19 protein-coding genes are annotated in these 19868 nt (G+C 70.8%); 9 read left to right on the forward strand and 10 right to left on the reverse strand.

All coding sequences use genetic code 11. From position 1 onward, the window contains the following. The 3 genes from GVY64_RS27075 (at nt 1) to GVY64_RS27085 (ending at nt 1562) form a co-directional block, all read left to right on the forward strand. Nucleotides 1-489, forward strand: a complete 489-nt coding sequence (locus GVY64_RS27075; protein WP_159847253.1) for a hypothetical protein — start codon at nt 1-3, stop codon at nt 487-489. 389 nt (nt 490-878) lie between these two features. Further along, nucleotides 879-1268 carry a YchJ family protein gene (locus GVY64_RS27080; protein WP_159847256.1) on the forward strand — a complete coding sequence of 130 codons (390 nt, stop codon included), beginning with the start codon at nt 879-881 and terminating at the stop codon, nt 1266-1268. A gap of 18 nt (nt 1269-1286) precedes the next feature. After that, on the forward strand, nt 1287-1562 hold the full coding sequence (locus GVY64_RS27085; RefSeq protein ID WP_159847259.1) for a SelT/SelW/SelH family protein: 276 nt from the start codon (nt 1287-1289) through the stop codon (nt 1560-1562). Between the two features lie 10 nt (nt 1563-1572). Here GVY64_RS27085 and GVY64_RS27090 read toward each other — a convergent pair whose 3' ends face one another. Next, nucleotides 1573-1800, reverse strand: coding sequence for an FmdB family zinc ribbon protein (locus GVY64_RS27090; protein WP_159847262.1), 228 nt, complete (start codon nt 1798-1800; stop codon nt 1573-1575). Nucleotides 1801-2001: 201 nt separating this feature from the next. Between GVY64_RS27090 and GVY64_RS27095 the strand changes: the two genes are divergently transcribed. Continuing rightward, a complete protein-coding gene (locus tag GVY64_RS27095; RefSeq protein ID WP_159847265.1) occupies nt 2002-3597 on the forward strand; it encodes a carboxylesterase/lipase family protein in 1596 nt (531 codons plus the stop codon). Nucleotides 3598-3648: 51 nt separating this feature from the next. Here the strand turns inward: GVY64_RS27095 and GVY64_RS27100 are convergent, their stop codons facing one another. From GVY64_RS27100 to rfbD, 3 genes are all read right to left on the reverse strand, one after another. Continuing rightward, nucleotides 3649-4728, reverse strand: a complete 1080-nt coding sequence (locus tag GVY64_RS27100; RefSeq protein WP_159847268.1) for a sugar phosphate nucleotidyltransferase — start codon at nt 4726-4728, stop codon at nt 3649-3651. Between the two features lie 44 nt (nt 4729-4772). Further along, complete coding sequence (locus GVY64_RS27105) at nt 4773-5669, reverse strand: glycosyltransferase family 2 protein (RefSeq protein WP_159847271.1); 897 nt, start codon at nt 5667-5669, stop codon at nt 4773-4775. Between the two features lie 81 nt (nt 5670-5750). Beyond that, a complete protein-coding gene (rfbD, locus tag GVY64_RS27110) occupies nt 5751-6620 on the reverse strand; it encodes a dTDP-4-dehydrorhamnose reductase (RefSeq protein WP_236567242.1) in 870 nt (289 codons plus the stop codon). A 255-nt stretch (nt 6621-6875) separates the two neighbouring features. Between rfbD and GVY64_RS27115 the strand changes: the two genes are divergently transcribed. The 3 genes from GVY64_RS27115 to GVY64_RS27125 all read left to right on the forward strand — a co-directional run bounded on the left by GVY64_RS27115 (nt 6876) and on the right by GVY64_RS27125 (nt 10430). After that, complete coding sequence (locus GVY64_RS27115) at nt 6876-8285, forward strand: LCP family protein (RefSeq protein ID WP_328821006.1); 1410 nt, start codon at nt 6876-6878, stop codon at nt 8283-8285. A gap of 3 nt (nt 8286-8288) precedes the next feature. Beyond that, nucleotides 8289-9011 carry a TIGR03089 family protein gene (locus GVY64_RS27120; RefSeq protein ID WP_159847277.1) on the forward strand — a complete coding sequence of 241 codons (723 nt, stop codon included), beginning with the start codon at nt 8289-8291 and terminating at the stop codon, nt 9009-9011. A gap of 117 nt (nt 9012-9128) precedes the next feature. After that, nucleotides 9129-10430 (forward strand): cytochrome P450, encoded by a 1302-nt coding sequence (locus GVY64_RS27125; RefSeq protein WP_159847280.1) that lies wholly within the window; start codon nt 9129-9131, stop codon nt 10428-10430. On the opposite strand, the gene GVY64_RS27130 is transcribed toward GVY64_RS27125, so the two are convergent. Together GVY64_RS27130 and GVY64_RS27135 are read right to left on the reverse strand one after the other, a co-directional pair. Beyond that, nucleotides 10431-11132 (reverse strand): response regulator, encoded by a 702-nt coding sequence (locus GVY64_RS27130; protein ID WP_159847283.1) that lies wholly within the window; start codon nt 11130-11132, stop codon nt 10431-10433. Continuing rightward, nucleotides 11129-12631, reverse strand: coding sequence for a sensor histidine kinase (locus GVY64_RS27135; RefSeq protein WP_159847447.1), 1503 nt, complete (start codon nt 12629-12631; stop codon nt 11129-11131). The genes GVY64_RS27130 and GVY64_RS27135 overlap by 4 nt, the downstream gene beginning before the upstream one ends. 188 nt (nt 12632-12819) lie before the next feature. Between GVY64_RS27135 and GVY64_RS27140 the strand changes: the two genes are divergently transcribed. Beyond that, complete coding sequence (locus GVY64_RS27140) at nt 12820-14178, forward strand: cation:dicarboxylate symporter family transporter (RefSeq protein WP_159847286.1); 1359 nt, start codon at nt 12820-12822, stop codon at nt 14176-14178. A gap of 54 nt (nt 14179-14232) precedes the next feature. Here the strand turns inward: GVY64_RS27140 and GVY64_RS27145 are convergent, their stop codons facing one another. After that, on the reverse strand, nt 14233-14448 hold the full coding sequence (locus GVY64_RS27145; protein ID WP_159847289.1) for a DUF4287 domain-containing protein: 216 nt from the start codon (nt 14446-14448) through the stop codon (nt 14233-14235). Between the two features lie 464 nt (nt 14449-14912). On the opposite strand from GVY64_RS27145, the gene GVY64_RS27150 reads away from it, so the two are divergent. Beyond that, nucleotides 14913-16382: a phytoene desaturase family protein gene (locus tag GVY64_RS27150; protein WP_159847292.1), complete on the forward strand. Its 1470-nt coding sequence runs from the start codon at nt 14913-14915 to the stop codon at nt 16380-16382. 34 nt (nt 16383-16416) lie between these two features. On the opposite strand, the gene GVY64_RS27155 is transcribed toward GVY64_RS27150, so the two are convergent. The 3 genes from GVY64_RS27155 to GVY64_RS27165 all read right to left on the reverse strand — a co-directional run bounded on the left by GVY64_RS27155 (nt 16417) and on the right by GVY64_RS27165 (nt 19840). Then, nucleotides 16417-17343, reverse strand: coding sequence for a cation diffusion facilitator family transporter (locus tag GVY64_RS27155; RefSeq protein ID WP_159847295.1), 927 nt, complete (start codon nt 17341-17343; stop codon nt 16417-16419). A gap of 74 nt (nt 17344-17417) precedes the next feature. Beyond that, nucleotides 17418-18638: a mannose-6-phosphate isomerase, class I gene (manA, locus tag GVY64_RS27160; protein WP_159847298.1), complete on the reverse strand. Its 1221-nt coding sequence runs from the start codon at nt 18636-18638 to the stop codon at nt 17418-17420. Continuing rightward, on the reverse strand, nt 18638-19840 hold the full coding sequence (locus GVY64_RS27165; RefSeq protein WP_159847301.1) for a tobH protein: 1203 nt from the start codon (nt 19838-19840) through the stop codon (nt 18638-18640). The genes manA and GVY64_RS27165 overlap by 1 nt, the downstream gene beginning before the upstream one ends. Between the last annotated feature and the right edge of the window lie 28 nt (nt 19841-19868).

Raw genomic sequence — 19868 nt, forward strand, 5'->3', positions numbered from 1 at the left:
ATGAGCGGGCGGCGCAGGCCGGTCGGCGCGCGCCGCGGGCCTGCGGGCGGCGGGCGCGCGCCCCGGCACGGACAGCGTGGGCGAACCAACGGCGCGCGCAGGCCGCCCGCCGATCGGCCGTCGGTCGCCGAGCGGCTGGAGACCGTCGATCTGCTGCTCGCCGGATCGGTGACCGACGCAGGCGGGCTGTGGTCGCGGGCGACGGCCTGGATTCTTCGGATCGCGTTGGAGCAGGCCGTGGACGAGCTGTGGCTGCGGCTGGCGCCCGCGCTGGTCCGCTGCCCGATGCGGGCGCAACTGATCGCGCTGCGCGCCTTCGCGGGACCGGACGTGGCGGCGCGCGTCGCGGTGCTCTGGGCGGCGCTGTCGCGCGCGGCCCACCACCACGACTACGAACTCGCGCCCAGCGTCACCGATCTGCGGCGCTGGCGGGAGCAGACCGTCGCCTTGGCCGCGGACTTGGCGGCCGTGGAGGCGCGCCGAGATTGACCCCGGCGATGGTGCGGTTCGCGCGCAGGCATGACCGACGGTGTGAGCGGATCGGGGGTCGGAGGTGGTCGCGAGCCTGCCCGGATGGCACCGTGCACGCCGGAAGAGGACGGCGGAGCCGATCGCAGCCGCAGGTAGTTGGCGAGCATGTGTATGCGAGGCCCCGCGCAAGCCGAAGAGGCACGGCGTGCGCAATCATGACCGGAGATGGTCGCGACGATGCCGACGGCGGGCGCCGCTGCGGCCGGGCGGTGTGCGCGATCCGGATCGGAGAGCTGCCAGTGAGCGTGCGTACGGATTATGCCGCCCGGCCGGACAGCGGCACGATGTGAGCGGATCGGGACAGGCGTTGGCGAGCGGTGCCCCACTCGGGTCGGAAAGGACGTGGCATGACCGGATCACGACGGTGCCCGTGCGGGCGTGGCGAGGCTTTCGACGACTGCTGCGGTCCGGTGCTGAGCGGCGAGCGTCCCGCTGCCACGGCCGAAGGCCTGATGCGCTCGCGCTACACCGCGTTCACGGTGGGTGACGTCGACTATTTGCTGCGTTCCTGGCATCCGCGCACCCGCCCGCGTGAACTCAGTGTGGACCCGGCCCAGCGCTGGCTGTTCCTGGAGATCACCCGCACCGACCGCGGCGGGCTGTTCGACGACACCGGAACGGTGGAGTTCGTCGCGCACTACCGAGATGCGGACGGTCGCGGCGCACTGCACGAGACCAGTCGATTCGCTCGCTCCGACGGCGCCTGGGTCTACCTGGACGGCACGCACGCCGAGTGACCGGTAGCGTCGGCGGGCATGGCACGCGTCGCGATCGAGTACTGCACCCAATGCCGCTGGCTGCTACGGGCGAGCTGGATGGCGCAGGAACTGCTCAGCACGTTCGCCACCGACCTGGACGAGGTCGCGCTGCTCCCTGGTTCGGGCGGGATCTTCCGGATCACCGTCGACGGCGAACAGATCTGGGAACGCAAGACCGACGGCGGCTTCCCCGAGATCGCCGTGCTCAAGCAGCGGGTGCGCGACCGGGTGGCGCCCGACCGCGACCTCGGTCACGCCGACCGGCGCGACTGACGCAGAGGAATCAGCCGCAGCAGCCGCCACCGCAGCAGCCGCCACCCGCCGGAGGCGCCGCGGGGCTCGGCGCGGGCGCACTCGCGCCGCTCCGGGAGACGGTGGCGAAGGTGGTCAGTAGTTTGACCGTGTCGTCGTGGCCGACCGGGCAGGTCGCCGGCGCCGACGACTCCGCCATCGGGCGGGTCACCTCGAACGTGTCGCCGCAGCTGCGGCACCGATAGCTGTAACTCGGCATCCGCTCAGTTTAGAGGCAGCGTCCGCGCATCCTCCCCGGCACTCCGAAGTGGCGGCGGTCGTCGTGACCGATTCGACACAGCAGCCGAGGCCAGGGCCTGAACAGCGGATGAATGTGAGTTGACCGGCAATGGCCCCGCATCGCGACGCCGGCGTGCTGATCTTCGACGTACCCTCGAAAAGAAGGATGAGGAGGTCCGCGATGCGCGCTCAGTTCTCCGAGGCGGTGCCCGGTCCCGACGGTTTCGCCGAGCCCATCGCGCGCACGGCACACGGCGAGGTCCGCGGCGTGCGCGAGGGCTCGGTATCCGTCTGGCGCAGCATCCCCTACGCCGCGGCCCCCACCGGACCGGCCCGGTTCGCGCCGCCGCAGCCACCGCAGGCATGGGAGGGAGTGCGCGACTGCACCTCGTTCGGGCAGATCGCCCCGCAGACGATGGGCACCATGGTTCCCATCGACTCGGGCCTGACCATGGGCGAGGACTGTCTGTGGCTCAACGTCTGGTCACCGCGGCCCGAGACCGGCGATCCCGCTCGCGTCGCGGATACCGAGCCACGCCCGGTGCTGGTCTGGCTGCACGGCGGCGCGTACTGCCTCGGCACCGCCGCGCAGCAGATCTACGACGGGCGCAAGCTGGCCGCGACCGGTGACGTCGTGGTCGTCGGGGTCAACTATCGCCTCGGTGCGCTTGGTTTCCTCGACCTGTCCTCGCTCGGCGACGACTTCGCGCCGAACCTCGGCCTGCACGACCAGATCGCCGCACTGGAGTGGGTGCGCGACAACATCGCCGCGTTCGGCGGCGATCCGGATAACGTCACGCTCTTCGGCGAGTCCTCCGGCGCGGGGTGCGTCACCGCGCTGCTCACCGCACCGCGCGCCGCGGGCCTGTTCCACAAGGCGATCGCGCAGAGCCCGCCCGCGACCACGGTGTTCGGGCCGGAGCGGGCCGCGACGGTCGCGCAGCGTTTCCTCGAGCTGATCGAGCTGCCCGCGAGTCGGGCACAGGAGCTGCTGGAATGCCCGATCGAGCGGATCGTGACGGCGGCGGGTGTCCTGCTCGACGAGATACCGCTCAAGGAGCCGGGCAGGCTGGCGGCCGCGCCCGTGGTGGACGGCGATCTGCTGCCGACCTACCCGATCGACCGGTTCCAGCGCGGCGGGTCGCACCGGGTGCCGTTGATGATCGGGACGAACAAGGACGAGGCGTCGTTGTTCCGGCTGCTGCGCTCGCCGATCATGCCGGTGACCCCGGACGCGGTGAACGCGATGCTGCGGGACGTGGCGGCGGGTCACCCGGAGATGTCCGCGGAGCGGATCGCCGAGATCACCTCGGCCTACCCGCACCTCGGCAAGGCGCGCGGAGCCCTGGCGATGTCCACCGACGCCGCGTTCCGGATGCCCGCGCACTGGGTGGCCGACGGTCACGCCGAGCACTCGCCCACCTGGATGTACCGGTTCGACTACGCCACCCCGATGCTGCGCGCGGCCCGGGTCGGCGCCGGTCACGCCACCGAATTGCCTTATGTCTTCGGTAATTTCGGCACGCTCAACCTCGACCCGACATTCTGGCTCGGCGGGCGCAGAGCGGCGACGGAGGTCTCCGGGCGGATGATGCGCCGCTGGCTGGCCTTCGCCGCCCACGGCGTTCCCGCCGCCCTCGACGGCTCCAAACACTGGCCGCCCTACCGCCTGCCTGCCCGCAGCACCTTGCTTCTCGACAGCGTCGACCGCGTGGTCGACGATCCGGACCGTGACCTGCACACCGCCTGGGGGCAGCAAGCCGTCGGGTTCTCCTAGCGGGCGTCGTCCGGCTCGGCGGCCGCAGGCGCACGCAGTGCGGGACGCGCCTCAGACGTCGGTGGAGAAACGGATGCCGCCGTCCGGGATCTCCACGCCGGGCCACACCCGGGCTCCGCGCAGCAGTTCGCAGCGGGCGCCGATATTCGCGCCGTCCCCGATGACGCCGTCGCGCACGAGCGCGCGCGGACCGATGCGCGCCCCGAACCCGATGATCGTGCGTTCCACCGTCGCGCCCGCCTCGATCACCGCGCCGTCGAAGACGACCGCGCCGTCCAGGCGTGCGCCCGCGCCGATCTCGGCGCCGCGGCCGACGACCGTGCCGCCGATGAGCAAAGCCCCCGGAGCGACGCCCGCGCCGGGATGGACCAGCGACTCGCCACGCTGACCGGGCAGGGCGGGGGAGGGAGCGATGCCGCGGACCAGATCGGCGGAACCGCGGACGAAGTCCTCGGGGGTGCCCATGTCGCGCCAGTACGACGCGTCGACGTACCCCTGGAGGCGTGCGCCCTCGGTCAGCAGCGCCGGGAACACCTCGCGCTCCACCGACACCGGGCGCCCGGCCGGGATCTTCTCGATGTACTCGCGACGGAAGACGTAGCACCCGGCGTTGATCTGGTCGGTCGGCGGGTCCTGAGTCTTCTCCAGGAACGCGGTGACCCGGCCGTCCTCGTCGGTGGGCACACAGCCGAACGCGCGCGGGTCGCTGACCCGGACCAGATGCAGCGTCACGTCGGCCCGGGTCGACTCGTGGGTATCGAGGACCGCGCCGAGGTCGGTGCCGCCGAGCACGTCGCCGTTGAACACCATGACGTTGTCCGCGCGCAGCTTGGGCAGCACGTTGCGGATCGCGCCGCCGGTGCCCAGCGGCTCGGTCTCGGTGACGTACTCGATCTCCAAGCCGAGGTCGGAGCCGTCGCCGAAGTGCTCCTCGAACACCTCGGCCTTGAACGACGTGCCGAGCACCACGTGCGTGATCCCGGCCTCCGCGATACGGGCGAGCAGGTGGGTCAGGAACGGCAGCCCGGCCGTCGGCAGCATCGGCTTGGGCGCCGAAAGGGTCAGCGGACGCAGCCGCGTGCCCTGCCCGCCGACCAGGATCACCGCGTCGGTGCCTGTATTTCCTGCCATCAAGCTCCCCTGTTCACAAGGTCGTTTCTCGCCTGCGCCGCCGGCTACCCGGCGTCGCGCGCCTGCTGGCGCAGGGCAGATCGAACCGCAATCCGGGAGCGGACCGCAAGTCCGGCCCGCAACGCCAGCCGCAGCGGAGCCTGCCACCAGTGCGGATGCCGGTCGGCCTGGAACCGGTAGGCGCTGGCGTGATGGGCGGGCAGCATGACCTCGGGATGGCGGCCCGCCGCGTGACCCTTGGCGTGGGTCACCTCGGCGTCCGGCACGAACACGTTGTGCCAGCCCGCCTTGCCCATCCGGTCGCCGAAGTCGACGTCCTCCATGTACATGAAGTAGCGCGAATCGAAGCCGTCGATCGAGTCGAACGCCGCGCGCCGCACCAGCAGGCACGAACCCGACAGCCAGCCGACGGCGCGCTCGGAGATCTCCTCGTTCTCCTGCCGGTAGCGGCGGGTCCACGGGTTGGACTTCCACACCGTGCCCAGGATCGCGTGGCCCGCGCCGTCGAGCAGACCGGGCACCCGGCGGGCCGACGGGTAGACGCTGCCGTCCGGCTCGAGCACCAGCGGGCCGAGCGCGCCCGCACGCGGCCAGCGCTTGGCGGCGGCGAGCAGTTTGTCGATGGAATCGGTGCCCCAGCGGATGTCCGGGTTGGCGATCACGATGAACTCGATGCCCGGATCGATCTCCGCGACCGCCCGGTTGATCGCGCCGCCGTAGCCGATGTTGCCGCCGGTGCGCAGCAGCCGCACGTGCGAATTGGCCTCGGCGACCAGCTCCGGCACACCGTCCACCGACCCGTTGTCGGCGAGGATCACCTGCGGTTTCTCCGCGGTGGCCGCGGCCAGGGTGCTGATGAAGTGCTCGAGGTGCTCACCCGGCGAGTAGGTCACCGTGACGACGGCCAGGCCCGCGGGCGCGGCGGAATCGGAATCACTCACGACAGCCAACTCTAATGGGCGCGGCCGGACGCCGTTCGTCGATGGCCCGCGCATGGTGGGAGCACCCCGTGCGGGCATCGCCTAGCCGGACCGCCGCGCCAGCGCATCGCCCAGCGCCGTGCGCCAATCCCGCAGCGGCGTCAACCCGGCCTCGTTCCAGGCCCGCGGCGACAACACCGAATACGACGGTCGCCGTGCGGGTCTGGGAAACCGGGAGGAGTCGCACGGGCGGACCCGCTCGGGATCGGCGCCGACGCCCGCGAATACGGCGCGGGCGAGCTCGAATCGACTGGCCCGCCCCGCATTGGTGGCGTGCAGCACCCGGGGGGCGTCCGGCCGGCCCGCCAGTTCCAGCAGCGCGGCGGCCAGATCGGCGGCGTAGGTGGGCGAGCCGACCTCGTCGTCGACGACGTCGACCGTGTCGCGTTCCCGCTCCAGCCGCAGCATCGTCGCGACGAAATCGCCACCGCGCCCGCTGTATACCCATGCCGTGCGCACCACGTGCGCGTCCGGGCAGCTGCTGAGCACCGCTTCTTCGCCCGCGAGCTTGGACGCCCCGTACACGGACGTCGGTCCCGTCACATCGGCGGTGTCGTACGGCCGATCCTGGGTACCTGGGAAGACGTAATCGGTGGACAGATGGATCAGCCGGGCGCCGAGGTCGGCGCAGACCTCGGCGAGCACGGCTGGTCCGGTGGCGTTGCCCGCGTAGGCGGCTTCGGCTTCGGTTTCGGCCCGGTCCACGGCGGTATATGCGGCGCAGTTGAGCACCACGTCGCCGGGCGCGAGCACCGCGCGCACGGCGACGGGATCGGTGATGTCGAGGTCGGCGCGCCCATAGCCGTCGGCGGCCGGAGCGAGACGCCGCAGTTCCCGGCCCACCTGTCCGTGCGCCCCGGTGACGACGAGGCGGGCGGATCCGGTGGATGCGGGGGCGGTGGGGTCGGTCACGGGCGCAAGTCTGGCACGCCGCCGGTCCCTCGGTTGCGGCCGTTCGCGATAACCGTTCGATAGCCTTGAGCTATCGGGGATCCCGAAATCGGGCGGGCGAGCGGTAACCATGGTGGCGGATCGGTTGCGCGCGCGTCGCCAGTAGACCGAGTTTCGGCGAGAGGATGAGACTTGTCGCAGCGGAGGGGCACATCGGCGGCGGCGCGGCGGACCGGAACCCGCGACCCTTCCTTCGGTCCGCTGCGCTCGTTCGCCGTGGCCGCCGCCGTGATCGTGCTGGCGCTCACCGGTTTCGCCTGGCACAGCGTCGACGCGCTGGTCGCCGACATCGAGCGCCTCGGCGATCTGGGCCTCGGCGGCAGCCGCGACGGCGCGGTGGACATCCTGCTGGTCGGAGTGGACAGCCGCACCGACGCGCACGGCAACCCGCTGTCGGACGCCGAGCGCGCGATGCTGCACGCGGGCGACGAGATCGGCACCAACACCGACACCATCGTGCTGCTGCGCGTACCGAACGATGGGCGCTCGGCGACCGCGATCTCCATTCCGCGCGACTCCTACGTCAATATCGCGGGCTCGGGCATGGGCAAGATCAACTCCGCCTACGGCGCGACCAAGGCGACGCAGTTGCAGAAGCTCACCGAGCAGGGCGTCGCGCAGGACGACGCGGAGCGGCAATCCACCCAGGCGGGCAGGCAGGCGCTGATCAAAACGGTGGCCGGCCTCACCGGCATCACCGTCGACCACTACGCGGAGGTGAGCCTGCTCGGCTTCGCGCTGCTCACCGATGCCGTCGGCGGGGTGGAGGTGTGTCTGAAGAACCCGGTCGACGAATGGATGTCCGGCGCGCGGTTCCCGGCCGGACGTCAGCGCCTGGATGGGCCACGGGCACTGAGTTTCGTGCGCCAGCGCCACGACCTGCCGCGCGGCGACATCGACCGCATCGTGCGCCAGCAGGTGTTCATGGCACAGTTGGTGCAGCAGGTGCTCAGCGCGAAGACACTGGCCAATCCGGTCAAGCTGCAGCAACTCAGCGACGCGGTGGGGCGCACGATCGTGCTGGACGAGGACTGGGACGTGCTGGCGTTCCTGCAGCGGCTCAAGGATCTGTCCGGCGGCCAGGTGAAATTCGAGACCATCCCGGTCGCCGACCTCAACGGGGAGACCGGCAACGGCGAATCCGTCGTCAAGGTCGAGCCGAAGGCGGTCAAGTCCTACGTCGCTTCGCTGGTCGGCGACGGCCCGGCCCCGCGCAACGCCGAGCCGGGCTTCGATCCCGCGAAGGTGACCGTGAGCGTCTACAACGCGAGCGGCGTCGGCGGGCTCGCGTCCGAGGTGGCGCAGACATTGAGCGCGAAAGGTTTCCGGCAAGGCACGGTGTCCAACTACAGCGGCGGCCGCGTCGCGAGCAGTCGGGTGCTCGCCGCGGACACGGCGAGCCCGAAGGCGCAGGCGGTGGCCAAGACGCTGGGCGGGCTGCCGGTGCTCGCGGATCCGGCGCTGTCCCCGGATTCGGTGAGCGTCGTTCTGGCGAGCGACTGTTCTGGTCCGGGCTCGTCGGCGAGCCGGATGTTCGACCTGTCCGGATCGTCGGCGGCGGCCACACCAGTCCCGCCCGCTCCACCGATCGACGCAGGCCAGAACGGACCGAAATGCGTGAACTGAACCATGCGTGACATCGACCAGGCACACACCCTCACCGAAGCGGTACTCGATCCGATCCTCGCCCGTGATCCGGCGGGGCCGCGCGTCACCTACTACGACGACGCCGCCGGCGCCCGCATCGAACTGTCCGGCGCGACCCTGGCGAACTGGGCGGCCAAAACCGCGAACCTGATTCGCGACGAGTTCGGCCTGAGTCCGGGCGCCCGGGTGGCCGTCCTGCTTCCCGCGCACTGGCAGACCGCCGCCGTGCTGCTCGGCTGCTGGTGGGCGGGCACCGAGGTGGTGCTGCGCCCGGACGAGGACGCCGATCTGGCCCTGGTCACCCCGGATCGCCTGGACGACGCCGACGGCGTTGGCGAGGTCGCGGCGCTGTCGCTGGACGCCATGGGGTCCCCGGTGCGCGATGTGCCGGTGGGCGTCACCGACTTCGCCACCTCCGTGCGCGTGCACGGCGACCAGTTCCTGCCTCGCGGCGCCGGGGTCGCGCTGGACGGCATGCCCGTCGCCGAGGTGCTCGCCGAGGCGCGGAAGTCCGCCATGCGGCAGGGCTTCGCCGAAGGGGACCGGGTGCTGTCCAGCACGCCGTGGGACACGCCGGCCGAACTGATCGACGGGTATCTCGCGGTGCTGTCCGCGGGCGCGTCGCTGGTGCAGGTGATCAACCCCGATCCGGCGCAGCGCGAGCGGCGCATCGCGTCGGAGCGGGTGACCGCGCAGCGCGGATGAGCGCGACCGTCGGTAGCGGCTCCTACCACGGTATAAGCGCCGATCCGACCTGAGCACGTTCCACAACTCGGCAGCGTTCCGTACGGTGGAGACACCGCACGACGAGGGGGTTGGAGTATGCAGCCGCATTACTGGTTCCGCTGGGTGTCCGTACAGGGCGCGCCTCGCCTCGTCCTGCGCCTGCAGGCGCGCCGTGGTGACCCGTTCGCCGAATTGATGGGCGGGCCCGCGGGCTTCGATGATCCGTATCCGCTCATCGAGCAGTTGCGTGGGCAGGGAAGGCTGCTGCGCACCTCCATCGCGTGGGCGACTTTCGACCACGAGCTGTGCCGTGCCATCCTGCGCGACAGCCGTTTCGGCGTGCGCACCACGGAGAGCTTCAACATCCCGAAGCCGCTGCAGAAGCTGGCCGAGCGCTTCCCGTTGCCGCCGAATCCGGTCGAGCCGCCCTCGATGCTGGTGATCGATCCGCCGCAGCACACGGCCATGCGCAAGCCGGTCGCCTCGGCGTTCACCCCGCGCGCGATCCGCAGGCTCAGCGACCGCGTCGAGACGGTCACCGGGGAGCTGCTGGACGCGCTGCCCGCGCACGGTTCGGCGGACCTGATCCGGTCGTTCGCCGCCCAGGTGCCGATCGCGATCATCTCGGAGATGCTCGGGTTCCCCGACGAGGACAAAGCGCGGTTCCTGCACTGGGGCGATCAGATGACGCCATTGCTCGACGTCGGCATTCCGTGGCGCGCGTACCGCGATGCGCTGCGCGCTATGGAAGTGATGGACGACTACCTCGACCGGCACATCGAACGGTTGCGCCGCGAGCCGGGCGAGGACATCCTCTCCGCGCTGGTCACCGCGGGGGAGCTGGACTCCTACGCGCTGAAGGCCACCGCGAGCCTGCTCATGGGAGCGGGCTTCGAGACGACGGTCAACCTGATCGGCAACGGTGTCGCGCAGCTGCTGGCGCACCCTGCTCAGCTGGAGCGGCTGCGCGCGGAGCCCGAGCTGTGGCCCAACGCCGTCGAGGAGATCCTGCGCTTCGACTCACCGGTGCAGACCACCGCGCGGACCGCGCTGACCGACGTGGAGATCGATGGGATCACGGTGCGCGAGGGCAACACGGTGGTGCTGTCGCTGGCCGGAGCCAACCGCGACCCGGAGGTCTTCGCCGATCCCGGGCGATTCGACGTCGGGCGCGACAACGCCAAGGAGCATCTCTCGTTCAGCAGCGGCGTGCACGTCTGCCTGGGGGCCAGCCTGGCCAGGATGGAAGGCGTCTACGCGTTGCGAGCCCTCTTCGAGCGGTTCCCCGGACTGCATCCGGACGGTTCGCCGAAGCGGCGCGCACTGTTCACCCTGCACGGCTACGAGCGGCTGCCGGTGCGTCTCGGTCAACCCGCGCAGGCGCCGGAGCCGGTCTGATCAACCGGAGGTCTTCCAGACATAGCGGGTCTTCGGACGCCCGGCCCTGCCGTAGTCGGAGCGTCGGACAACCAGCCCGTCGTCGGCCAGTTTCTCCAGGTAACGCCAAGCGGTGATGCGCGAGACGCCAACCGAGGTCGCGGTGTCCGCGGCGGTCACCCCCTCGCTCTCGGCCGCGCGCACGGTGCGGGAGATCTCGTCGAGGGTCTGCGGCGCGACCCCCTTGGGCGTCGCCGCGCGCTGGTCGGGGGTGCGCAGCGCGCTCAGCGCCCGGTCGATGTCGTGCTGGGAGATCGCGCTCTCACCGGCCGGAAGCGCGGTGCGGAACTCGCGGTAACGGTCGAGCTTGTCGCGGAATGCGGCGAAGGTGAACGGCTTCAGCAGATACAGCACGACGCCGTGCGACACCGCGGTGCGCACCATGGCCAGGTCACGTGCGGAGGTGATGGCGATGACGTCCGGGCGCGGCGCCAGACCGGTCAGCGCGGCGGCGACGTCGAGGCCGCTGGCGTCGGGCAGGCCGATGTCCATCAGCACCAGATCGATCGGCGTGCCCTCGGCCGCGGCATCGGCCGCCGCGCGCATCGCCTCGCGTCCGGTGTGGGCGACGCCGACGGGTGTGAATCCGGCGATGCGCTCCACGTAGGCGCGGTGCGCCTCGGCGATCAGCGGCTCGTCTTCGACGATCAGCACACGGATCATCGCGCTTCCTTTCGTGGAATCGTCACGGTCACCGCGCTTTCGGGATCCCGTTGGGTGCGGATGCTGCCCCCGTGGCGAGCCACCAGCCGGTGGACGAGCGCGAGTCCGAGGCCGTGATGGGCGGCCTTGGTCGAATACCCGCGCTGAGACGCGCGCGCGAACATCTCCGCGGACATGCCGGGGCCGCTGTCGGCGACGCGGATGTAGAGCATCGACTCGTCCGCGGCGTCGCGCCGGTGCGCCAGAGTGACCTCCACCCAGCCGGACGCGCTGTCCGCCGCGGCATCGATCGCGTTGTCGACGAGATTGCCGACGAGCGTGACCGTTTCGTGGGGGGACAGCGGCTCGACCGAGTCCAGGGCGGTGTCGTCGGTGATCGTCAGCTCGATGCCGCGTTCGGCGGCCTGGTTCACCTTGCCGAGCAGCAACGCGGCCAGGGCGGGCGCGCCCACCGCGGCGAACAGCCGATCGATCAGCGCCTGGGACAGCTCGAGTTCCGCGGTGGCGAACTCGACGGCCTCCCGATGGCGGCCCAGCTCCACCATGGTGACCACGGTGTGCAATCGGTTGGCCGACTCGTGTGCCTGCGCCTGCAACGACTCCGCGAAGCTGCGCACGGAATCCAATTCGCCCATCACCGCCTGCAGTTCGGTGTGGTCGCGGATGGTCATCACGGTGCCGATCGCCCGGCCTTCCCATTCCACGGTGTCCTGGTTGACCAGCAGGATCCGGTCGGTGGTCACGTGCATCTCGTCGCGCACGGTGCCCCAGCTCATCCGCTGCAGCGACAGCGGAAGGTCGCTGCGCCGCACCTGGCCCGGCGGCAGGTCGAGCAGGCGGCGCGCCTCGTCGTTGACGACCTCGGCGTCCTCGCCGGACGGCCCGAACACCACCAACCCCTCGTGCACCGAGTGCAGCACGGCGTCGTGATGTTCGTACATCGCGCGCAGCTCGTCGGGCGCCAGCCCGTGGGTCTGCCGCCGCAGCCTGCGACTGAGCAGGAACGATCCGCCTGCGGCCAGCACCAGGCCCGCGCCGGCGACGCCAAGGATCACCGGGAGCTGGGTGGCGACCTGGTCACCGATCTTGGCACGGGTCACGCCCGCGGAGACCAAGGCGACGATCCGCCCGTTGTCGTGCACCGGCGTGACCGCCCGGATCGAGGGGCCCAGCGTGCCGGTGAAGGTCTCGGTGAAGGTCTCGCCCGCCAGCGCGCGATCGATGGTGCCGCTGAACGGCAGCCCGATCATCGCGGGGTTGGTGTGCGTGTAGCGGGTCCGGTCCGGCGCCATGACCACGATGAAGTCCATGCCGGTCTCGCGCCGGATCTCCTCGGTCACCGGCTGCAACAGCGCCGTCGGATCCGCGCTGCGCAACGCGTCGACGGTGGAGGGCGCGTCGGCCACGCTCACCGCGACGTCGGTGACTTCCCTGGTGGTGGTGACGTCGCTGTCGTGCCTGGCGTCCAGGACCGCGAGCACCACACCGATCCCGATCATCACCGCGAGTACGACCAACTGGAAGACGAACGCCTGCCCGGCGAGGGAGAGCCGACCGCGTCTCACAAGCTCTGCCTCCGCTGAACGTAATGCACCAAACAGTGACCGGGATCACCCGGCCGACCATCATTCTGCCTGGAAGGCGTGAGCCACCTCGCGTCGGTACCGTTCGAAGGGAAATCCTCGCTATGAGCGACTCGACTCGCACGCGGCGCGACCGCACTCATTGGCTGTATCTGGCCGTCATCGTGGCGGTGGTGGCGGGCGTGCTCGTCGGCTGGCTGGCGCCCGGCGCCGCGCAGTCGTTCGCCCCGCTGGGGACCATCTTCGTCAACCTCATCAAGATGATGATCGCTCCCGTCATCTTCTGCACCATCGTGCTCGGGATCGGCTCGGTGCGCGCGGCGGCCACCGTCGGCAAGGTCGGCGGGCTGGCCATCGGCTACTTCCTCGTCATGTCGACCATCGCGCTCGGGATCGGCCTGGTCGTCGGCAATCTATTGCAACCCGGCGCGGGACTGAATATCGGCAAGTCGGCCAAAGCCGGTCACGACCTGGCCAACACCGCGCACGGCGCGGGCGGTACCTGGGAATTCATCCAGAACATCGTCCCTTCCACGTTGCTGTCCTCGCTCACCACGGGCAATGTCCTGCAGGCGCTGTTCGTCGCGCTGCTGGTCGGCTTCGCGGTGCAAGCCATGGGCACGGCGGGCGAGCCGATCCTGCGCGGTGTGGCGCTGCTGCAGAAGCTCGTGTTCCGGATCCTGGTCATGATCCTGTGGCTGGCGCCGATCGGCGCGTTCGGGGCGATCGCGAACGTGGTGGGCAAGACCGGCCTGGACGCCGTGGTGAAGCTGGGCACGCTGATGCTGGCGTTCTACCTCACCTGCGTGGTGTTCGTCTTCGGCGTGCTCGGCCTGCTGCTGTGGAGCGTCTCGCGAGTATCGATCTTCAAGCTCGTCCGCTACCTCGCGCGGGAGTACCTGCTGATCGTCGCCACCTCGTCGTCGGAATCGGCGCTGCCCCGGCTGATCGCGAAGATGGACCACATGGGCGTGGAACGCACCACCGTGGGCGTCGTCGTGCCGACCGGCTATTCGTTCAACCTGGACGGCACCGCCATCTACCTGACCATGGCGTCGCTGTTCATCGCCGAGGCGATGGGCAAGCCGCTGTCCATCGGCGAGCAACTCGGGCTGCTGCTGTTCATGATCGTCGCGTCCAAAGGCGCGGCCGGTGTCACGGGTGCGGGTCTGGCCACGCTGGCGGGCGGATTGCAGAGTCATCGTCCCGAACTGCTCGATGGCGTCGGCTTGATCGTCGGCATCGACCGTTTCATGTCGGAGGCGCGGGCGCTGACCAACTTCTCCGGCAACGCGGTCGCCACGGTGCTGATCGGCACCTGGACCAAGACCGTCGACGTGGATCGGGTACGCGAAGTGCTCGATCGCAAGGTGCCTTTCGACGAGCGGACCATGGTCGACGACGACCACGGCACGCCCGCGCAGCCGCAGGAGGCCGAGACCAAGGATCTGGTCCAGGCATAGCGCGCGCAGGACGAAGGGCCCGCAGGATCTGCGGGCCCTTCGTGGCGTCCGGGGTCAGACCGCCCACTTCTCTGGGTGCAGGTGGTGCTGGGTGAGGGCGGTGGCGTGGCCATGCCCCATGCCGTGCTCGATCTTCAGCCATTCGACGAGTTCTTTGTGCGAGGTGAGTCCGGTCTCGCGCATGGCGGTCTTCCACTCCTCGATGGCGCGACCGTACTTGGCCTCGATCGAGGGGAAGTAGGACGCGGGGCCGTGCGGCTTGGTCGCCATGGTGGATCTCCTTGCTGGTCGTGCGTTCGATGGTGCAGACGGCGAGGGCTTCGGAAAGTCGCCGCTGGTCCCGCCGAAGTGTTCGGGATCACCTGAGACCGGATTCGCTATGGCGTGGGTCGGAGTCCGAAGTCGGCGCGCGCACCGAGGTGGCCTGGCGCACCCTGCACGGTCTGGCCACCCTCGAACGCGGCGGCCGTCTTCGACCGGAGCAGCGCGGTCTGCGATTGGACGTCCCGGTGTTGGAGTGGCTCGCCGCGATCGGCGACGTCTGGAGGTAGGGCCATGTTCCGGCCTCGGGAACGAGCCCGGGTCGTCCGGAGCAGGCCGGGCGTCCGGCCCTGCTCGAAGCGGAGGGGTGTCCGCACCGGCGACGCGCGTCTGGTGCCCGTACTGCTGGTGCGGCGGTGCCGGGGTGGTGTCGGCGACCGCGTCGAAAGCCGCTCGGCCGGTAGCGTGGGGATATGGCTGATGTGGTGGTGGTCGGTTCCGGTCCGAACGGGCTCGCCGCCGCGGTGATCCTGGCCAGGGCGGGGCTCGCCGTGGAGGTGTACGAGGCAGAGGCGACGGCTGGGGGTGGGTGCCGGACCGCGGAATTGACGCTGCCCGGCTACCGGCACGACGTGTGCGCGGGCGCGCACCCGATGGCGGCGGCCGCGCCGTTCTTCCGCGCGTTCGACCTGACCGCGCACGGCGTCGACCTGCTCGCGCCGGAGGTCTCCTACGCGCATCCGCTCGACGGCGGCGTGGCCGGACTCGCCTGGCGGGACCTGGAACGGACGGTCGACGATCTCGGCGCCGACGGCCCGGCCTGGCGCAAACTGTTCGCTCCGCTGGTACGGCACTGGCCGGAGGTGGTCGACCTCGCGATGTCGGATCTGCGCCGCGTCCCGTCCGGGCTCGCGACCGCGATGCGTTTCGGCCTGCGCACCTTGGAGCAGGGCTCGCCGCTGTGGGACATCAGGTTTCGCGAACAGGTCGCGCCCGCCCTGTTGACCGGCATCGCGACGCACGCGATCATTCCGCCGCGTGCCATCACGGCCGCGGGCGCGGCGCTGATGCTCGGCGCACTGGCCCATGTCGGGGGCTGGGTGATTCCGCGCGGTGGCAGTCAGGCCATTCCCGACGCGCTCATCGCCGAACTCGAACGTCTCGGCGGCCGGGTGCACACCGGGCACCGGGTCGACTCGCTCGACGAGTTCGCCGATGCTCGCGCGGTCCTACTCGACCTGGCTCCCGCCGAACTGCTGCGCATCGCCGAGCATCGGTTGCCCGCGCGGTACGCGAAGCGGCTGCGGCGATTCCGGTACGGCGGTGCGGCGTGCAAGATCGACTTCGCGCTCTCCGGGCCGGTGCCGTGGCAGGCCGAGGGCTGCGCGCTGGCCGGAACGGTGCACGTGATCGGCACCCGCGCCGAGGCCATGGCCGCCGAGCACGCCGTGGCCATCGGGCGACATGCCGAACGGCCCTATGTGCTGTCCATCCAGCCGGACGTGGTCGATCCGACTCGCGCGCCCGCGGGTGGGCACACGTTCTACACCTACGCCCACGTGCCCAACGGCTCCACCCGCGATGTCAGCGCGGACGTGATCGCTCAGGTCGAGCGGTTCGCGCCGGGTTTCCGCGATCTGATCGTCGCGAAGAACGTGATCACCGCCGCGCAGCTGCCCTCGCACAACGCGAACTACATCGGCGGCGATATCTCCGCCGGGGCGATGACCCTGCGGCAGTTCGCCTTCCGTCCCACTCCGCGCTGGAATCCCTACGCCACACCGATCCCCGGTGTCTACCTGTGTTCGTCGGCGACCCCGCCCGGGCCAGGGGTGCACGGCATGAGCGGGCTGCACGCCGCGCGTCACGCCCTGCGCGACCGTTTCGGGGTTCGCAGCGATCCCATCGACCTCTTACGCGCTCCCGCTCTCCAGCATCGCTGACAGCGCAGATGCGTGCCCCCGCGCGTGGAACGTCCTACCCTTTGGCGGGTTCGGTGCGGTAGAGGTCGGGTTCGAGGTAGATCACGCGCGCCGCGGGCACCGCCGCGCGGACGCGGGACTCGGCGTCGTCGATGGCGTCGGCGATCGCCGCGACGTCGAGGCCGGGCACCACGCCGACTTTCGCGGCCACGAGCAGCTCCTCCGGGCCGAGGTACTGGGTCTTGAGGTGGATCACCCGGTCGATGCGCGTCTCGTCGACCAGGTTCGCGCGGATCTGCCGGTTCTCCTCCGGCGTGGCGCCCTCACCGATCAGCAGGCTCTGCATCTCCACGATCAGCACGATCGCGATGACGCCGAGCAGGCCGCCGATGGCCAGCGTGCCGACGCCGTCCCAGATCGGGTCGTGGGTGAGCATGGTCAGGCCGACGCCCGCGAACGCGAAGACCAGACCGATCAGCGCGCCGGTGTCCTCCAGCAGCACCACCGGCAGCTCCGGGCTGCGCGAAGTGCGGATGAACCGCCACCAGCTCGCGCCGCCCTTGATCGGCGCGGACTCGCGCACCGCCGTGGTGAAGCTGTAGGTCTCCAGCGCGATCGCGATCAGCAGGATGACGACCGCCACGATCGGCGAAGTCAGCTCCTCCGGGTGCTGGATCTTGTGGATGCCCTCGTAGATGGCGTAACCGGAGCCGAGGGTGAACAACACCAGCGCCACGATGAACGAGTAGAAGTAGCGATTGCGCGCGTAGCCGAACGGGTGCAGCTCGTCGGCTTCCTTCGCGGCGCGCTGCTGTCCCAGCAGCAGCAATCCCTGGTTACCCGTGTCGGCCACGGAGTGCACGGCCTCGGCGAGCATCGACCCCGATCCCGTGATCGCCGCACCGACGAATTTCGCCGCGGCGATCCCCGCGTTCGCGGTCAACGCCGCGATGATCGCCTTCTTGCCACCGCCAGCCGACATGGAAGCATGTCCTCTCTGTTTTCCAGCTACCCGCGAACAGACTAGGGCACCGGGCACCGGGCGTTCCGGATCGGTCAGCCGGCCGCACCGACGCAGGCGCAGAACAGCTGGACCGCACCGTCCACCGCCTGCGCGCGAATGTCGGTGTCGGTGGCGGAGATCCAGGCCGCGCCGCCCCGGGTGAGCTCCAGCGAGGAGCCGTCCTGGAACAGCCGTACCTTCCCCGCCGTGCACAGCACGATGCCCGGCCCCGCCGCGGTCAGCGGTACCCGCGCGGCACCGGCGACCAGGTCGAAGCGGCGCAGCGCGAACTCCGGGGCGGGCGTGCGGTAGCGCACCGAGCCGTCGCCTGCGGGTTCGGGCAGCACCACCGGCAGGCCGATCGGCTCGAAATCCAGCACGCGCAACAGTTCCGGCACGTCGACGTGCTTGGGCGTGAGGCCGCCGCGCAGAACGTTGTCGGAGTTGGCCATGATCTCCACACCCACTCCGCGCAGGTAGGCATGCAGGTTCCCGGCCGCGAGGAACAAGCCCTGCCCGGGCTCCAACGTCACGCGGTTCAGCAGCAGCGCCGCCAGCACACCCGCGTCACCGGGGTATGCCTCGGCCAGCTCGAGCGTCGTGCGCGCCTCGGCCGTGAATTCACGGGCGCCCTTGCCGGACAGGTACCGCACACAGCCGTCGAGCACGTCGGGCAGCAACGTGGCCAGCACATGTTGCGGCAGCGTGATCCAGGTTGTGAACAGTGTGCGCAGACCCGCGGAATCCGGCTGGGCGGCAAGAAGTTCGCAATAGGAGCGCAACCCGTCTACCGACAGCGCGCGCAGCAACGCGACGGTGCGGTCCGGATCGCGGAAACCGGCTAGCGCCTCGAACCGCTCCAGCGCGACGACCAGCTCCGGCTTGTGGTTGTCGTCGCGGTAGTTGCGCAGCGGGGAATCCAGTGGCACCTTCGTCCGATTCTCCCGATCGAAGCCTGCTCGTGCCTGCTCCGTGCTCGGATGCGCCTGCAGCGACAGCGGCTCCTCCGCGGCAAGGACCTTGAGCAGGAACGGCAGCTTCCCGCCGAATCGGTCTGCGGCGAAGCCCAGCTCCCGGTCCGGGGCGCCGGCGATCAGATCCAGCAGCGAGGTGGTGCCGTCGCCGACCCGCACGTGCGCCGGGTCGGCGGGGTGGGCGCCGAACCACAGTTCGGCCTCCGGATGGGCGGACGGCACCGCCCTGCCGCACAGCTGAGCGAGCGCGGTGCGCGAGCCCCAGGCATACGAGCGCAGCGCACCAACGAGTTCGTGCACTAGTAGCTTCCCCCGAACTGCCCCTGGCTGTCGGCGGCTGCGGTGCGCGAGCCGATCAGGCGCAGATAGGCGGCGGCCATCTCCAGTCGCAGCGCGAGCACCGCGAGCTGTTCGAGTTCGGTGCCGTTCGCAGGCGCGGACTCCTCGGTGCGGGCCTGCGCGGGGGCGGCGGGGTCGGTCATCTCGGTGTGCAGCAGGTCGACGTCGGCGTTCACCAGATCGGCGTCCACCAGGTTCGGTCCCTCCCCGCCGAACACCGCGATGCGGCGGCGCGCGGCCGCGCGATCGCGATCGGCGCTGAGCACGAACACCCGGATGCGTTCCACCGGGGCGGGGCCGTCGAGCTCCTCGTCGTGGAACAGCGGATCGAAGCCGGGCGCGGATTCGCCTGCCGCCTCGGCCATCCGGGTCCGCGCCGCAACGGCCTCGGCCAGATCCACCGCGGTAGCGACCTTGCCCGCGGACTGCAGCAGCACCTCGGCGCCGTGCTCGGCCAGTTCGGCCGCCGCCGGGGAGTCTCCCGCGAGCACGATGCCGTGCTGCTGCATGCGGGCGGCCAGCGTCTTGGCCGGGTTGTGGAACACCTCGTTGTGCGGCCCGTCGCGCAGCGCCTCGGCGTCCAGTAGGTCGGCCAGTTCGGCGAGTTCCGGGACGGCGGGGCCGGTGCGCTGCGGGTCGACCGCGCGCAGCACCGCGATTCCGGCGGCCAGGAAGCGCAACAGGCGGTTGTGCCCGAGTACCTGCACCCGTGGTTCCAGCACGGCGGCGCGTCCGGCCGCGGCGGCGCGCAGCGGCCCCTCGTGCGGCGCGGCGACGACCACTTCGGCGCCGCGGCGCAGCGCCCGGTCGACGGCATCGATCAGGCGAGGATCGCCCGCGTCGTCGCCGGAGACCAGGACGACGTCCAGCGGCCCCACCCAGGGCGGAAGCGCGGCGGCGGGTACCACGGGTAGGCCCGCACGGTCGCCGAGCGCGGCTACGAGCAGTCCGGCGGCACGCGCGGCACGTCCGGAACCGGAGACCAGCACCACGCTCCGGGGCCGCAGATCGGCCAGCCGGGCCAGCGCGTCCTCACCCACGGCCGCCGCGGTAGCGCGTACCTGGGCGCCGCCGGAGGCGGCCGAGCGAAGGGCGCCGCCTGCGTCGGCGGCCTCGAGTGAAGCGGCATCGTCGAGGTCGAGCACCGGTGTTCCAGCGATCATCGGGCGTCCCACCTCCCCTCATCGCGCT

This window comes from Nocardia sp. CY41, from assembly GCF_009829325.1.
Lineage (GTDB): Bacteria > Actinomycetota > Actinomycetes > Mycobacteriales > Mycobacteriaceae > Nocardia.

Excerpts from the sequence above, each read along its gene's own strand:
- GVY64_RS27095 (WP_159847265.1), top strand. The coding sequence starts at position 2,002 with ATGCGCGCTCAGTTCTCCGAGGCGGTGCCCGGTCCCGACGGTTTCGCC.
- GVY64_RS27140 (WP_159847286.1), top strand. The coding sequence starts at position 12,820 with ATGAGCGACTCGACTCGCACGCGGCGCGACCGCACTCATTGGCTGTAT.
- GVY64_RS27165 (WP_159847301.1), bottom strand. The coding sequence starts at position 19,840 with ATGATCGCTGGAACACCGGTGCTCGACCTCGACGATGCCGCTTCACTC.
- GVY64_RS27120 (WP_159847277.1), top strand. The coding sequence starts at position 8,289 with ATGCGTGACATCGACCAGGCACACACCCTCACCGAAGCGGTACTCGAT.
- GVY64_RS27075 (WP_159847253.1), top strand. The coding sequence starts at position 1 with ATGAGCGGGCGGCGCAGGCCGGTCGGCGCGCGCCGCGGGCCTGCGGGC.
- GVY64_RS27150 (WP_159847292.1), top strand. The coding sequence starts at position 14,913 with ATGGCTGATGTGGTGGTGGTCGGTTCCGGTCCGAACGGGCTCGCCGCC.
- GVY64_RS27155 (WP_159847295.1), bottom strand. The coding sequence starts at position 17,343 with ATGTCGGCTGGCGGTGGCAAGAAGGCGATCATCGCGGCGTTGACCGCG.
- GVY64_RS27100 (WP_159847268.1), bottom strand. The coding sequence starts at position 4,728 with ATGGCAGGAAATACAGGCACCGACGCGGTGATCCTGGTCGGCGGGCAG.
- GVY64_RS27135 (WP_159847447.1), bottom strand. The coding sequence starts at position 12,631 with ATGATCGGGATCGGTGTGGTGCTCGCGGTCCTGGACGCCAGGCACGAC.
- GVY64_RS27130 (WP_159847283.1), bottom strand. The coding sequence starts at position 11,132 with ATGATCCGTGTGCTGATCGTCGAAGACGAGCCGCTGATCGCCGAGGCG.
- GVY64_RS27125 (WP_159847280.1), top strand. The coding sequence starts at position 9,129 with ATGCAGCCGCATTACTGGTTCCGCTGGGTGTCCGTACAGGGCGCGCCT.
- GVY64_RS27085 (WP_159847259.1), top strand. The coding sequence starts at position 1,287 with ATGGCACGCGTCGCGATCGAGTACTGCACCCAATGCCGCTGGCTGCTA.
- GVY64_RS27090 (WP_159847262.1), bottom strand. The coding sequence starts at position 1,800 with ATGCCGAGTTACAGCTATCGGTGCCGCAGCTGCGGCGACACGTTCGAG.
- GVY64_RS27145 (WP_159847289.1), bottom strand. The coding sequence starts at position 14,448 with ATGGCGACCAAGCCGCACGGCCCCGCGTCCTACTTCCCCTCGATCGAG.
- GVY64_RS27080 (WP_159847256.1), top strand. The coding sequence starts at position 879 with ATGACCGGATCACGACGGTGCCCGTGCGGGCGTGGCGAGGCTTTCGAC.